The organism is Bacillus sp. FSL W8-0183 (assembly GCF_038006825.1).
GTDB lineage: Bacteria > Bacillota > Bacilli > Bacillales > Bacillaceae > Bacillus > Bacillus altitudinis.
The window spans coordinates 1,940,150-1,952,926 of the sequence record NZ_JBBOVY010000001.1 but is presented as its reverse complement, the minus strand read 5'-3'; the positions used below and the strand labels follow the sequence as shown (position 1 = coordinate 1,952,926).

Annotated in this window: 14 protein-coding genes; 9 read left to right on the top strand and 5 right to left on the bottom strand. The window is 38.1% G+C overall.

What is annotated here, in order from left to right; all coding sequences use genetic code 11:
• Positions 1-217: 217 nt before the first annotated feature.
• Positions 218-562 carry a winged helix-turn-helix transcriptional regulator gene (locus NSQ64_RS10255; RefSeq protein WP_017359567.1) on the bottom strand — a complete coding sequence of 115 codons (345 nt, stop codon included), beginning with the start codon at positions 560-562 and terminating at the stop codon, positions 218-220.
• 123 nt (positions 563-685) lie between these two features.
• Here NSQ64_RS10255 and NSQ64_RS10250 point away from each other — a divergent pair, with 123 nt between their 5' ends.
• Positions 686-1,267 (top strand): NAD(P)H-dependent oxidoreductase, encoded by a 582-nt coding sequence (locus NSQ64_RS10250; RefSeq protein WP_341016335.1) that lies wholly within the window; start codon positions 686-688, stop codon positions 1,265-1,267.
• Positions 1,268-1,673: 406 nt separating this feature from the next.
• Here the strand turns inward: NSQ64_RS10250 and NSQ64_RS10245 are convergent, their stop codons facing one another.
• Positions 1,674-2,261, bottom strand: a complete 588-nt coding sequence (locus NSQ64_RS10245) for a TetR/AcrR family transcriptional regulator (protein ID WP_268382062.1) — start codon at positions 2,259-2,261, stop codon at positions 1,674-1,676.
• 225 nt (positions 2,262-2,486) lie between these two features.
• On the opposite strand from NSQ64_RS10245, the gene NSQ64_RS10240 reads away from it, so the two are divergent.
• The 5 genes from NSQ64_RS10240 (at position 2,487) to arsC (ending at position 6,398) form a co-directional block, all read left to right on the top strand.
• A complete protein-coding gene (locus tag NSQ64_RS10240) occupies positions 2,487-3,131 on the top strand; it encodes an NAD(P)-dependent oxidoreductase (protein ID WP_341016332.1) in 645 nt (214 codons plus the stop codon).
• A gap of 127 nt (positions 3,132-3,258) precedes the next feature.
• Positions 3,259-3,879, top strand: coding sequence for an FMN-dependent NADH-azoreductase (locus NSQ64_RS10235; protein ID WP_041507208.1), 621 nt, complete (start codon positions 3,259-3,261; stop codon positions 3,877-3,879).
• Positions 3,880-4,004: 125 nt separating this feature from the next.
• Entirely contained in the window at positions 4,005-4,718 is a 714-nt protein-coding gene (locus NSQ64_RS10230) for a DsbA family oxidoreductase (protein WP_041507209.1), read from the top strand.
• Positions 4,719-4,919: 201 nt separating this feature from the next.
• A complete protein-coding gene (locus NSQ64_RS10225) occupies positions 4,920-5,372 on the top strand; it encodes a VOC family protein (RefSeq protein ID WP_341016328.1) in 453 nt (150 codons plus the stop codon).
• A 633-nt stretch (positions 5,373-6,005) separates the two neighbouring features.
• Complete coding sequence (gene arsC / locus NSQ64_RS10220; RefSeq protein ID WP_144678728.1) at positions 6,006-6,398, top strand: arsenate reductase (thioredoxin); 393 nt, start codon at positions 6,006-6,008, stop codon at positions 6,396-6,398.
• A gap of 213 nt (positions 6,399-6,611) precedes the next feature.
• Here the strand turns inward: arsC and NSQ64_RS10215 are convergent, their stop codons facing one another.
• Entirely contained in the window at positions 6,612-7,166 is a 555-nt protein-coding gene (locus NSQ64_RS10215; protein ID WP_251185589.1) for a sugar O-acetyltransferase, read from the bottom strand.
• Positions 7,167-7,168: 2 nt separating this feature from the next.
• A complete protein-coding gene (locus NSQ64_RS10210; RefSeq protein WP_268382060.1) occupies positions 7,169-8,332 on the bottom strand; it encodes an isocitrate/isopropylmalate dehydrogenase family protein in 1,164 nt (387 codons plus the stop codon).
• A gap of 77 nt (positions 8,333-8,409) precedes the next feature.
• Here NSQ64_RS10210 and NSQ64_RS10205 point away from each other — a divergent pair, with 77 nt between their 5' ends.
• The 3 genes from NSQ64_RS10205 to NSQ64_RS10195 all read left to right on the top strand — a co-directional run bounded on the left by NSQ64_RS10205 (position 8,410) and on the right by NSQ64_RS10195 (position 10,280).
• A complete protein-coding gene (locus NSQ64_RS10205; protein ID WP_025207405.1) occupies positions 8,410-9,582 on the top strand; it encodes an MFS transporter in 1,173 nt (390 codons plus the stop codon).
• Positions 9,583-9,777: 195 nt separating this feature from the next.
• Positions 9,778-10,125: a hypothetical protein gene (locus NSQ64_RS10200; protein WP_008343786.1), complete on the top strand. Its 348-nt coding sequence runs from the start codon at positions 9,778-9,780 to the stop codon at positions 10,123-10,125.
• A 29-nt stretch (positions 10,126-10,154) separates the two neighbouring features.
• The gene (locus tag NSQ64_RS10195) at positions 10,155-10,280 is read left to right on the top strand and encodes a hypothetical protein (RefSeq protein WP_008343787.1); all 126 of its coding nucleotides are present in this window, start codon (positions 10,155-10,157) and stop codon (positions 10,278-10,280) included.
• Between the two features lie 53 nt (positions 10,281-10,333).
• Here the strand turns inward: NSQ64_RS10195 and parC are convergent, their stop codons facing one another.
• Positions 10,334-12,775 carry a DNA topoisomerase IV subunit A gene (gene parC / locus NSQ64_RS10190; RefSeq protein ID WP_024719079.1) on the bottom strand — a complete coding sequence of 814 codons (2,442 nt, stop codon included), beginning with the start codon at positions 12,773-12,775 and terminating at the stop codon, positions 10,334-10,336.
• Between the last annotated feature and the right edge of the window lie 2 nt (positions 12,776-12,777).

Below are 12,777 nucleotides of genomic sequence, written 5' to 3'. Positions count from 1 at the left end.
GGAATTTGATTTTACTTTGCGAAGCACATTGGTCTTGCACCGACTTCCATGATTTTAGATACAAATTAGCAGCATGTATCGGGGAGAACGCTCTCTATCTGGCAGAAGGAATGGAGTTAGCGCATCAACAAAATGAGCCAATGGGATTGATATAAGATGAGAAGAAAGCTACTTTAGAAAGCGTGTTTAAACCGTAGTAGCTTTCTTTCCACTCTACCTAATTATTTTTCATTTGTTCCTCTCCCCAATAACATATCTCATCTAATACAGGCATCAGTGATAAACCCTTTTCAGATAAACTATATTCTACTTTTGGAGGCACTTGGGGATATTCTTTACGATGAATTAAGTGATCCGCTTCAAGCTCTTTTAGTGTATTGGTTAATGTTTTAAAAGAAATCGTTCCGAGCTTACGTTTCAGCTGATTATAGCGAACAGGACCATCGTTTGAATATAAAGCATACAGAACTGGCATTTTATATTTCCCACCAATTAATGACAAAGTATACCCAAAACCAGTATCTTTTAGCTCAGCTTTCGTCTGGAAGGACTCCTCATTCATTTTATACTCTCCTTTGGGTTAGTATCGCACTTTGATTACCGTACTTGTAGTATGTTATAGCACACAATAAAATGAATGTACATCAAAAAATGATGCAAAACTCAGAAGAAGGGTGAATGAATAATGAAAACGATTGTCTATGCACATCCTTGGGATGGAAGCTATAATCATGCCATTTTGACTTCCATAACAGAAAAATTAGAAACAAAGAAAGAACCGTTTCAAGTAATCGATTTATATAAAGATGGATTTAATCCTGTTTTTACAGCTGAAGAATTAAAGCATTTTCATAAAGGAGAAACGCCTTATTCATTAGTGAAGGATTATCAAGAAAAATTAAAACAGTCAACAGAATTGGTATTTATATTCCCAGTCTGGTGGTGGGATCTACCTGCTATGTTAAAAGGATTTATTGATAAAGTGATGTTAAGCGGTTTCGCATTCATTGAAGATCAAAACACTGGTACTTTGAAAGGTTTATTGACAAATATAAAAAAAACAACCGTGATCTCAACATCAACTACAGATAAAGAGTATATAGAATCAGAAGCTGGAAATGCTATTCAAAGCGTTTTCATTGACAGAACGCTAGCTGATTTGGGATTGAAAAATGAATCCACGAAATGGATTCATTTTTCTAGAGTGAACTTAACAACAGATGAAAAGAGAAAGCAATTTTTAAAAGAAATATCCCAGATTATTTGATTTACAGTACAACAAATAAGGCCCATCTTCTACGACCGATTTAATTTATTGAGAAGGTCGTAGAAGTTTTGAAATTTGAAAGAGGTGAGATTTAGACAAACAAAAGGATTGACTTGTACAAGAAGGTAAATGTAGATCCATTGTATGATCTGATAAACAATAGTCGTATAAGAATCCCACTATTTAAAGTAAAGCTTTATAACTTTAGTGCTACACGTTTCAGCAGACTCTTTATCACCAGTCATTTAAGCAACAACAAATCGTGCCTGCCTAATTGACCTCTTGCAGACAATTGATCATTGCTTTCTCCTCCAAATACCCCACTATTTAAATCCATACCATTTCTGTGTTTTTTTAATATTTCTTTTAGCACTGCCGGCTCAAGCAGATTGTTAACATCATTTCATTAAAGAAAATACTGACTCATACCATTTCTAAAGATAGGCAGTGTCTTAGTCACTAGCTCTTCTGATGAAATAAGTCTTCCATCCTTATTCCATGTGTATGCAGCTCCGTATATCCCCCAACTTAGCATAGTAGATAGGGTTGTTACCATTTGTTTATCCTCTAATTCGATGATGTTGTTAGTTCCTTTTAGTATAAGATCAGCTATTAGTTTCTGTAACTCCTCTTTAATTTTACTTTCGATAATAGTTCCTAAAGAATGATAACCTTTGGGACATAGGTCGCTTATCTCTTTATGGTGATCACACATGGCTAGAAAAATATTTGCAATGACTTTTTCATTGAATCCATCGTGATCATTGAGTCTTTTTTTCAATTTGTCTGTAAATGTATTGGTGATTGTAGAATGTAACAAATCAAATTTATCGTCAAAGTGCGCATAAAATGTAGCCCGGTTAATAGTAGCCTTTTCTGTGATATCACGTACCGTTATATGGTTGAAATCTTTTTCACTAGCTAACGAAAGAAAAGAGTCTACAATCAATTGTCTTGTACGAAGTATTCTCGGATCTTTTTTTGGCATAATCATTTTTTCTTCTCCTTTTAGGGTTCATCATCTTGTCTAAAAACGACAATACATTGGAAGTGTTGCGTAAACTACATATTGGCTATTTTGATTATTGTTTATTATTCTTTTTCATCTTATCATCAATTATACAACGCGCGTTGCTTAAATAACACATGTTATTACGAAAGATTTTTGATCAAGGAAATCATTGTGATCATTCTGAATAACAAAAGGAGATAGACGACCATGAATATCACTATTTTTGGGGCAACTGGTGCAATCGGTCAACTTTTAACACAGTTTGCATTAGAAAACGGAGATTTCGTTACGGTATATGTTAGAAACCCTGAGAAAATCAAGCAAAAGCATTCGAATTTACGCATTGTAACGGGTGAACTAACGAACACTTCAGCTATTGAAACGGCAGTTTCAGAAGCTGATGTCGTGATAAGCACCTTAGGTCCCGGCATTGATTTATCTCGAAAACAAAAAGGTACACCGATCGCCGACGGACATAACCGAATTGTCAAAGCGATGAAGAAGTTCACCAAAAAAAGGTTGATTACACTCGCGACGCCAGCCTTGCAATCTGAAGACGATAAGAAAAGCTTATCGACGATATTGCCAAGAATATTGCCTAAACTTCTCATGCCAAATGGTTATGCCGAAATGAAGAAGATAGGAGAACTGATTAAACAATCGAACCTGGATTGGACAGTCGTTCGAATCATTAATCCTAATATCAAATACAACGGGCAATCTTACGGTTATTCATTCGGCGATCAGCCAGCTAAAATGTCCGTATCTAGGGAAAATGTCGCTAAACTCATGTATGACGCTGCTAGGCAACCCCAATTAATCAGAAAAATGCCCATTGTTTATAATCATTAAATGAGCTTTTTGTATGAGGTTGTTGATTCAGCAGAAATTATAGGAATCATTTAGAGTCATACCAAAATATTGCGTGTGAATTCTTTTTATAAGTATTCAAAATCAAAATCATAAAGGGGAAATGATCATGTCAAAAGTATTATTTGTTAAAGGAACACCTCAAAGTGAGGAACAATCAAGAAGTACGCAAGTTGCTAGAGCATTTATCAATGAATATAAGGAAGTAAATCCAACAGATGAAATAATAGAAGTAGATGTCTATTATGCAAATGTGCCATTAATCGATGCTGATTTTTTAACTGGACAAAAGAAGTTAAGAAGTGGCGAAGTGCTAACAGATGTTGAAGCACAAAAAATAGAAGCAGTGAATGCATTCACAAAACAATTTATGGAAGCAGATAAATACATCATTCAGTCTTCAATGTGGAATTTAGGAATTCAACCTTTATTAAAAGCCTATTTTGATACCATCATGAGTGCTGGAAAAACGTTTAAATATACTTCAGAAGGTCCAGAAGGATTGATGAAAGGGAAAAAAGCAATCCATATTCATGGTATGGGAGGATTTTATTCGCAGGCAATTGGAATGGAACATTCCGATTCTTACGTAAGAGGTGCGCTGAAGTTTGTTGGAATTGAAGTGGAACCAACGATTTTTGTTGAAGGTATTGACTATGATCCAACTAAAGAAGAAGAAATTGTTACTTCAACAATTGAAAAAGCAAAAGCGGTAGCACGAACGTTTTAAAAAAAGCATTGGTGGGATTAGTTAAAAAGATTTTAATTAACATCATCCCACCTCGCACGTTCAAAAGCGTAATAAAGAAGAATGGACTAGATACATTCATCAAAATCATAAAGGGGGAACATAGGATGAAAGTAGAAATTTGGTCTGATTTTGTTTGCCCGTTTTGTTATATTGGCAAACGTCAATTTGAAATAGGGTTAGAACAGTTTGAACATAAAGAAGAGGTCGAAGTCTTATTTCGACATTTTCAATTAGATCCATATGCGAAAAAAAATACAGGAATGGATATCCATCAAGTATTATCCTCTAAGCATGGTGTCCCATATGAAAAAGCAAAAGTACTGAACAATCAATTGAAACAGAAAGCAAAAGAGGTTGGGTTAGATTATCAATTTGATACAATGATTCCTACGAATTCATATGATGCACTTCGTCTTTCTTATTATGCAAAAGAGAAAGGGAAGATTCGGGAGTTTATGGAGCGTATTTTGAAAGCTCATTTCACAGATTCACTAGATATCGGTGATCACGCAACACTTGCTCAACTTACAAGTGAAATAGGGCTTGATGGTAACGAAGCTTTGGATGTTTTAGCAAATGATCAATATAGCGAGAATATCGCAGCTGATAGAGCCGAGGGATCTAACATTGGGATTCAGGGCGTGCCCTTTTACGTTGTGAATGATAAATATGTCATCTCAGGAGCACAACCTAGCGAAGTGTTTTTAGAAACATTACAACAGGTATGGAAAGAAGAGTACGCGAATCGTAAGGTTGAAGAGCATAAATTAGAGTCATCGCTTGAGGATTATTGTTCAGATGGAACATGTAAATTTTAATGGATATTCAAAAAAGATACAGAAATCACAAAAGAATATTATAGTATATCAAGGCTCAGGTATAGTTGTTCTAAATCTTGCAGTAGTGCCAACATCAGTTGACTTGTATTGAACCTAATTGGTGCTCGTGTGATACAGCTGCTTTAAATACCACTTTATTATGAATCATTTACTTCCAAAAAATCAAAGGGGTTTAGCGATATGAAAAATACAATTTTCCAAGGCACAATCGAGCATTCAGGATTTGTAGTACCCGATATCGAAGTAGCAGTTGAATTCTTCACTCATATTTTGGGTTTTGAAGTCTTGTTCCGGCCAAGACGGATGCAGTTTGAGGACGATAGTTTAAAAAGATACTTTGGGGTTCACGAACATTCAGTTGTAGAAGGGGCGGCATTTTTGCAATATGGCGGTAAAAAGATTGAACTGGTTCAATGGTCGACGCCAGATCAACAGAATGTTCACCTAAACCCCAGTGATATCGGTGTAGCTCATCTAGCTATTACAGTTACCGATATAGAAGAAGCTTTAAAATATTTTGCAGAACAGTCTGATGTTAAAGTTAGAGAGCTGAGTCCTCTTGGATTTTTCTATATCACAACTTCATGGGGAATGGAGATTCAAATAATGGAATTACCCCAAAAACCTTTATGACCTATCTAATTTGTACCAAGACAAGAACAAGGGTCCTTTAATTAGTTGAAACAATAACTGTATCTTTATTAATGGACCCTCTTTCTCCTTCTGATCAAAGGACACCAAGAAGGGTCCTTTCCATCTAGTTGACCTCTTGCAGGCAATTGATCATTGTTTTCTCCTCTTAATACCTCACTAATATCCTGCTTTCTTAAAATCCATATCATTTCTGTGCTTTTTGATGTCTCTTTTAGCTTTGGCAGCTCGAGCAAAGTGTTAACAGCAGAATGCCCAATGCCAACTACTGCAATTCTGATACCGAGTCAGATCGCGATTTAAAATATCAGGAATACCATTCGATTGTTCATTTTCTGTCATAATCCCTTCAGCATTTATTGGGTTAGGGTTTTTCCACGTACCAGTGGCATGTATAACCGCCTTTGCTCGTAAGTTTTTTCTTCTTGATTATTTAATTTCACTCGAATGATAAAAGGCACAAGATCTCTGTCTTTTGTTTTTATCAACACCTTTTTGCCAATTAGGAGGACTGGGCTATTTAAATAACTATGTGGTTTCATTTGAAGAAGAGAAGTGGGTATTTAAATCAATCATTTTCACACGAATGAATCTTTGTTTGAATTCATATAATCAATTGATTATATAAGTTTTCAGTTATATACTGCTGAAGGTTGGGCTAAAAAATATCTTGGAGATGAGTGGAAGATCTATAGCGCTGGTATTGAAGCTCATGGATTAAATCCGAATGCTGTAAAAGCAATGAAAGAAATAGGGATTGATATTTCTCATCAAACGTCTGACCTGATTGATCAGAAGATATTGCATCACGCTGACTTAGTCGTCACACTATGCGGTGACGCAGCTGATAAATGCCCGATGACTCCTCCTCATGTCCAATGTGTCCATTGGGGCTTTGATGATCCAGCAAAAGCAGAAGGAACAGAAGAAGAGAAGTGGGTATTTTTCCAAAGGGTAAGAGATGAAATTGGAGATCGATTGAAACAGTTTGCTGAGACTGGAAAATAGTGCTGCGTTTGAGTCAATTGAATATAAAATCTAATAATAAAGAGGATCAAGTCAAAGGTTCTCTTTTTTTGCATTAATTAATATCTAGTTTACATAATATATATTCTAGGAAGTTAAACAACAATTGAATTTTCTTTGTCTCATTATTAAGTATACTTATCTTATTGAGATAAAACAAAAAATGAAAAATCCAACGGTTGATTCGTCAGATTTTCATTCCTCTAAATGTTTTAAGATTTTTGCAGGATTCCCGCCAACAATCACATTTGCCGGAACATCTTTTGTCACAACGGCTCCTGATGCAATGACAGCATGATCTCCGATTGTCACACCTGGATTGATAATGGCACCGCCGCCAATCCATACATGATGTCCAATTGTGACTGGTTTGCCGAATTCAATACCTGTTTGACGTTCTTCTGGATTTAACGGATGTCCAGCTGTATATATATGTACATTCGGACCTAACAAACAATGATCTCCAATTGTAATCTTGCAAACATCTAATAACACAGCATCAAAATTTGCAAAAAAATGCTCACCAACCTCGATATTGTATCCATAATCACATTGTATTCTGCCTTCAAATACCACATCATCTCCGCAAGCGCCTAAAAGCTCCTTTAAAATGGCCTTTCTCTGTGATGGCTCATTTGTTTGCTGATAGGCAAATGTCAATTGTCGTGCTTTTGCTCGATCTGCCATCAATGTGTGATCATTTGGGTGATAGTATTCTCCCTTGATCATCTTTTCTTTTTCTGTTTTCATGTTCATCTCCCTTTTATTGAAAATTCATTCATCGTTTGAATGAATGCCTCGGTGAATTGTGTCGTCGTCTCATTTCCTCCTAAATCCTTCGTTTTCAAGTTCTTTTTTAAGGCCTCATCAAGAGTATGTTCGATCAGACTGGCTGTCTGTTTTAATCTTTCATCTTGATATTTCACATGTAGCCAGTTACAAAGCATCACTGTAGAAAGAATCATGCCCATTGGATTAGCGATATTTTGACCAGCTATATCAGGTGCTGAACCATGTGCCGCCTGTGCCATCGCTTGATTTTCGTTGCAATTTAATGAGGGTGCCATTCCTAAACTGCCGACTAGTTCCCCTGCAAGATCAGATAAAATGTCGCCAAACATATTTTCTGTCACAATCACATCAAAATCACCTGCACGTCTCACTAAATGAGCCGCCATCGCATCAATATGAATATCCTCAACCTCCACTTGTGGATATGCTTTCGCTACCTCTTGACATGTTCGTAAAAACAAGCCAGATCCTAATTTGATCACGTTCGCTTTATGAACAATGGTGACTTTCCCCCTCCTCTCCACTGCACGTTGAAAGGCTGCGTGGGCAATACGGGTAATTGCTTTTTTTGTAAACACACCTGTAGATATGGCGACATCTGGTGTAATCATCCACTCTCCTGTCCCCTGATACATATTCCGGTCTGGATAAAAGCCTTCTGTATTTTCTCGAAAAATGACAAGGTCGACACCACTGGCAACGCTTTTCACACCTGGCAGCGATTGCGATGGACGAATATTTGCAAATAAATCAAATGTATGACGCAGTTCTCCACTTGGATTTCTTCTTTCTTTCAATTGATCAGGATATGAAGCTGAATCATGAGGTCCTAATATCCAGCCATGGCATTTTTTCAAGGCGGCTATAGTAGAAGCTGGCACTGGATCTTGATGAGAATGAATGGCTTCAGCACCGATAGGACACTCTACAAATTCCACAAATGGTTCATTGAACTGTGACAACGCTGTCTTTAAAATACGCATACTAGAATCAACAATTTCCGGTCCAATCCCGTCTCCCTTTAAAATACCTATTCGATATGACATATGTATCGCCCCTTTTGTCTTTATTCTATCAAAGAATGATGACGTTGGAATATTTTCTTCATGATGATCCTCCCTCATGTTATTTACGAATCAAGAAGTCTCCTTTATAATCGAGTAGATTTGTTCTGTATGACTACATAGATATGAGGGATTAGATGAAATTAAAGTGGTATAAAGCGATTATTGTTATTTTTACGATGTCTGGGATCTCCATCTCCACTTGGTTTTCAAGAACACCAGAAGTGAGAGATTTATTGCAAGCAGATACAGGCACAATGGGACTCATTTTACTCGGCTTATCTGTAGGTTCCATTGTCGGGCTGATTCTTTCCAATGTATTCGTTCGCAAAAAAGGCGGCCGAGTGGCGATTGTGGTCAGCGCTTTTTTGATGTTTATTGGATTCTCAACCCTTGCAATCGGCGCCGCCCTCTCTTCTACGCTGATTGTCACTGCTGGTCTTTTTCTTTTTGGTTCAGGCTCAGGCATGTGCAATGTAGCCATGAACTTAGAAGGAACGGAGATTGAGTATCAGATCAAGAGAACGATCCTGCCGATTTTGCATGCTTCTTTCAGTATTGGAACGTTAATTGGTGCAGGTGCCGGAATTCTCTTTATTTATTTAGGTGTGTCTGTCCTCATTCACCTTCTCACCATTGCACTCCTTTTCTTTCTCAGCATCCTGATTTGTACACGGTTTATTCCGCACGGGACAGGAAAAGATCCGGATAAGACGCAGACAGAATCAGTTGAGGCTTCTCAAACATCATGGCTGAACAAACGGACGATCTCATTAGCGATGATTGCCTTATGTCTCGCATTTGTAGAGGGTTCTGCAAATGATTGGATTCCACTAGCAATGGTTGATGGCTATCAGGTTTCTCATTCAATGAGTACGGTCATCTATGCATTATTTTTGTGCGGGATGATTAGTGGCAGACTACTGAGCGGACGTTTCATTGATCGCTTTGGCAGGGTGTTATTGCTAAGAGTCGCGATCTTATCTGCTGCCGCCGGACTATTCTTGGTGATTTTAAAGATTTCACTCGTCGTGTGTATGATATCTATCTTTTTATGGGGACTTGGCGCGTCCTTAGGCTTCCCGCTGACCATTTCAGCAGCTGGTGATGATAGCCGCTATGCTGTCAAACGTGTCAGTATCGTCACTTTATCTGGGTATACAGCCTCTCTATCAGGGCCCCCTGTTTTAGGACTGCTCGCCAATCAAGTCGGTCTGCTTCATGCGTTTATTTTTGTTCTGTTTGCCATTTGTATTGCAGGAATCTTTACAAAAGCTGTTGCAAAACCGACATCAATACATTCTTTTTGAAAAGTGCCAGATCTTTGATCTAGGTACTTTTTTTAAATTTAATAAATAAAATTGAAACCTTTCATGAAGTGAAACAGTCCTATAGATGTCTTGATGTTTATCGCTTTTTTAAAGAGGGAAAGTAAAAAAATAAGACTTTTCAAATAACTGAAAACGTGGTAAGATCATGAAAATAAACAGGAAGGGGTGAGAAAAATGAAAAAAAATATGCTGTTAAAATTAGCAGTCTTATTCATAGCACTTGCAAGTTTTCATTTGTTCTCAATGCCTCATTCCGTTCAGGTATACCATCATGCAAAGGTGGTTGCTGATCAAGAATCACATGAAATGAAAATCGTTCAGACAGCAGGCGATGAAAAGAAACAAAAACATGTGAACGCAGTATTTGCGGCATTTACAGCACTGCTAGTCATTGGCAGTATGGCAGCTGGATTTGCACGCATCACTTATACTGATCGATTTGACCGGAAAAAGAAGCATTTACTTGCAGTGTTCTACCAGTCTTCGAATTTCCGAGTAGCTCGTGTTAACCCAACCATTTAAATCAAACAAAAATTGGGAGGTTTTACACGATGTTATTTTTCTTAAGAGTATTCATTCTAGGTCTATTCTCTGTCACTTCACTTTCTCTTTTCGTTTACCAAGGAATTGAAGTAGTGCATGCCATCACAAGCATGTTTGGCAATCACGAGAGTTAAATTGACCTCATCATAAAAAACCCCCTGCCTTACGCAGGGGGTTTTCGATTTGCTTATTTATTGTCATCTTGGTCAGATGCAGCAGGTGATAAAAGAACTTGAGTTACTTCTCCCTGCTCTTCCTCATCTAAAATAAACGATCCATTGCTATAACGATCATTTGCCCTTAGTGTGGAAATATCGAGCGGGATCGTGGCACCCTTTTCCGTATCAATCTCAAGTGTATCGTGCAGTGAAGCAGCAATCACAGCAACAATTCTGTGAGGGTTTTTCTTTAATTCTCTTAGCATGATCACTCCACGTTTTGCTCTTGATGTCTTATCGAATTCAGAGAGGTTCATCCGCTTCACAGCACCTCTTTGTGTCGTAAGAACAAGCACATTGTTCTTCGGATCAATGATTTGTCCAGAGACCACCTCGTCTCCGTCCTTCAAATTGATGCCTTTCACACCAGCCGCTCTCGGACCGACCACACTCACTTCTTCTTCATCAAACCATAATCCATAGCCATTTTTCGTTGCAATAAACAATTCTTGCTGACCTGTTGTGACATGAACATCTACAAGTTCATCATCACCTTTTAAATTCAAGGCGACAAGCGGTTTTGAATAGCGCTGCGCTTTATATTGGAGAAGCTCTGTTTTCTTCACCATACCGCCTTTTGTGAAGAACAAGAGATACGATGATTCATCGAATTCTTTAATTGGGATCGCTTTTTGAATGGTTTCATCGCGATCAATCGAAATAATATTCGTAATGTGCTGCCCCATGTCTTTCCAGCGTATATCTGGCAACTGATGAACTGGACAGTAAATGTAGCTCCCTTTATTCGTAAATAGCAGAAGAACATCTGTTGTATTCATTTCAAACTGGTGAATCAGTCGGTCTGTATCCTTCATACCGAAGTCCTTACCGTTTGATGCAGCATAGGAGCGCTGGCTCGTCCGTTTGATGTATCCATCCTTTGTGACTGTGACGTACACGTCCTCTGATGCGATCATCACTTCAAGGTTAATCTTAATTTCTTCAATTTTTTCCTCAATGACGGATCGTCTTTCATCAGCATACGTCTTTTTCAACTTCTTCAAGTTGTTCGTAATGACTTTAAACAGCTTCTTCTCATTCGCTAAAATGTCTTCAAGCTCTGCAATTCGCACGTCAAGCTCTCTTGCTTCGTCTCTTAGTTGAGTGATATCTGTATTTGTTAAACGATATAACTGGAGAGAAACAATCGCTTCTGATTGAGCTTCTGTAAAATCATATTTCTCCATCAAATTATTTTTCGCATCACGCTTATCATTAGACGAACGAATCGTCGCAATGACTTCATCTAAAATGGAAAGAGCTTTAATTAATCCATCTACAATATGATGACGTTCTTTTGCTTTTCGAAGCTCGTATGCTGAGCGGTTCGTCACCACTTCTTTTTGATGAGCAATATAAGCGTCTAGTACAGTTGTAAGCGTCATTAAAGTCGGTCTTCTGTTATGTATCGCGACCATATTAAAGTTATATGGGATTTGCAGATCAGAATTTTTATATAAGAAATTCAAGACACCATTCGCATCCGCTTCTTTTTTCAGCTCTACAACAATCCGAAGGCCGGTACGATCCGTCTCATCCCGAACTTCAGAAATTCCTTCTACTTTTCTTTCAATGCGGAACTCGTCCATCTTTTTGACAAGATTGGCCTTATTCACTTCATAAGGAATTTCTGTGATCACGATTTGCTGGCGTCCACCGCGGATGGTTTCAATCTCCGCTTTTCCGCGAATCATAATCTTTCCTTTTCCTGTTTCATATGCCTTCTTAATACCATCCACACCTTGGATGATCCCGCCTGTTGGGAAATCTGGCCCTTTGATGACTGTCATTAAATCTTCAACCGTACAATGCGGCTGTTCAATTCGCTTAATCACGCCATCAATCACTTCTCCTAGGTGGTGCGGCGGAATATCAGTCGCATAACCGGCTGAAATCCCTGTTGACCCGTTCACAAGAAGGTTGGGAAACATCGCTGGTAAGACAACAGGCTCTTTGCTTGTATCATCAAAGTTCGCGACAAATTCGACCGTCTCCTTGTCGAGGTCCTTTAAAAGCTCTGATGCAATTGCAGAAAGCCTTGCTTCCGTATAACGCATGGCAGCAGGAGGATCTCCGTCGATACTCCCGTTATTTCCATGCATCTCAATCAGCACATTTCGCACTTTCCAATCCTGGCTCATTCTCACCATTGCTTCATAAACAGAAGAATCACCATGCGGATGATAGTTACCTATTACGTTACCGACTGTTTTGGCAGCTTTACGGAAGTTTTTATCTTGTGTATTTCCTTCCGCATACATCGCATATAGAATTCTTCGTTGTACAGGCTTTAATCCATCACGTGCATCTGGAAGTGCACGATCTTGGATAATATATTTACTATAGCGACCAAAACGGTCCCCAATCACTTCTTCTAACGGTAAATCATGAAATCGTTCTTGTTGTGCCATGT

Excerpts from the sequence above, each read along its gene's own strand:
- NSQ64_RS10255 (WP_017359567.1), bottom strand. The coding sequence starts at position 562 with ATGAATGAGGAGTCCTTCCAGACGAAAGCTGAGCTAAAAGATACTGGT.
- NSQ64_RS10250 (WP_341016335.1), top strand. The coding sequence starts at position 686 with ATGAAAACGATTGTCTATGCACATCCTTGGGATGGAAGCTATAATCAT.
- NSQ64_RS10245 (WP_268382062.1), bottom strand. The coding sequence starts at position 2,261 with ATGATTATGCCAAAAAAAGATCCGAGAATACTTCGTACAAGACAATTG.
- NSQ64_RS10240 (WP_341016332.1), top strand. The coding sequence starts at position 2,487 with ATGAATATCACTATTTTTGGGGCAACTGGTGCAATCGGTCAACTTTTA.
- NSQ64_RS10235 (WP_041507208.1), top strand. The coding sequence starts at position 3,259 with ATGTCAAAAGTATTATTTGTTAAAGGAACACCTCAAAGTGAGGAACAA.
- NSQ64_RS10230 (WP_041507209.1), top strand. The coding sequence starts at position 4,005 with ATGAAAGTAGAAATTTGGTCTGATTTTGTTTGCCCGTTTTGTTATATT.
- NSQ64_RS10225 (WP_341016328.1), top strand. The coding sequence starts at position 4,920 with ATGAAAAATACAATTTTCCAAGGCACAATCGAGCATTCAGGATTTGTA.
- NSQ64_RS10215 (WP_251185589.1), bottom strand. The coding sequence starts at position 7,166 with ATGAAAACAGAAAAAGAAAAGATGATCAAGGGAGAATACTATCACCCA.
- NSQ64_RS10210 (WP_268382060.1), bottom strand. The coding sequence starts at position 8,332 with ATGAGGGAGGATCATCATGAAGAAAATATTCCAACGTCATCATTCTTT.
- NSQ64_RS10205 (WP_025207405.1), top strand. The coding sequence starts at position 8,410 with ATGAAATTAAAGTGGTATAAAGCGATTATTGTTATTTTTACGATGTCT.
- NSQ64_RS10200 (WP_008343786.1), top strand. The coding sequence starts at position 9,778 with ATGAAAAAAAATATGCTGTTAAAATTAGCAGTCTTATTCATAGCACTT.
- NSQ64_RS10195 (WP_008343787.1), top strand. The coding sequence starts at position 10,155 with ATGTTATTTTTCTTAAGAGTATTCATTCTAGGTCTATTCTCTGTCACT.
- parC (WP_024719079.1), bottom strand. The coding sequence starts at position 12,775 with ATGGCACAACAAGAACGATTTCATGATTTACCGTTAGAAGAAGTGATT.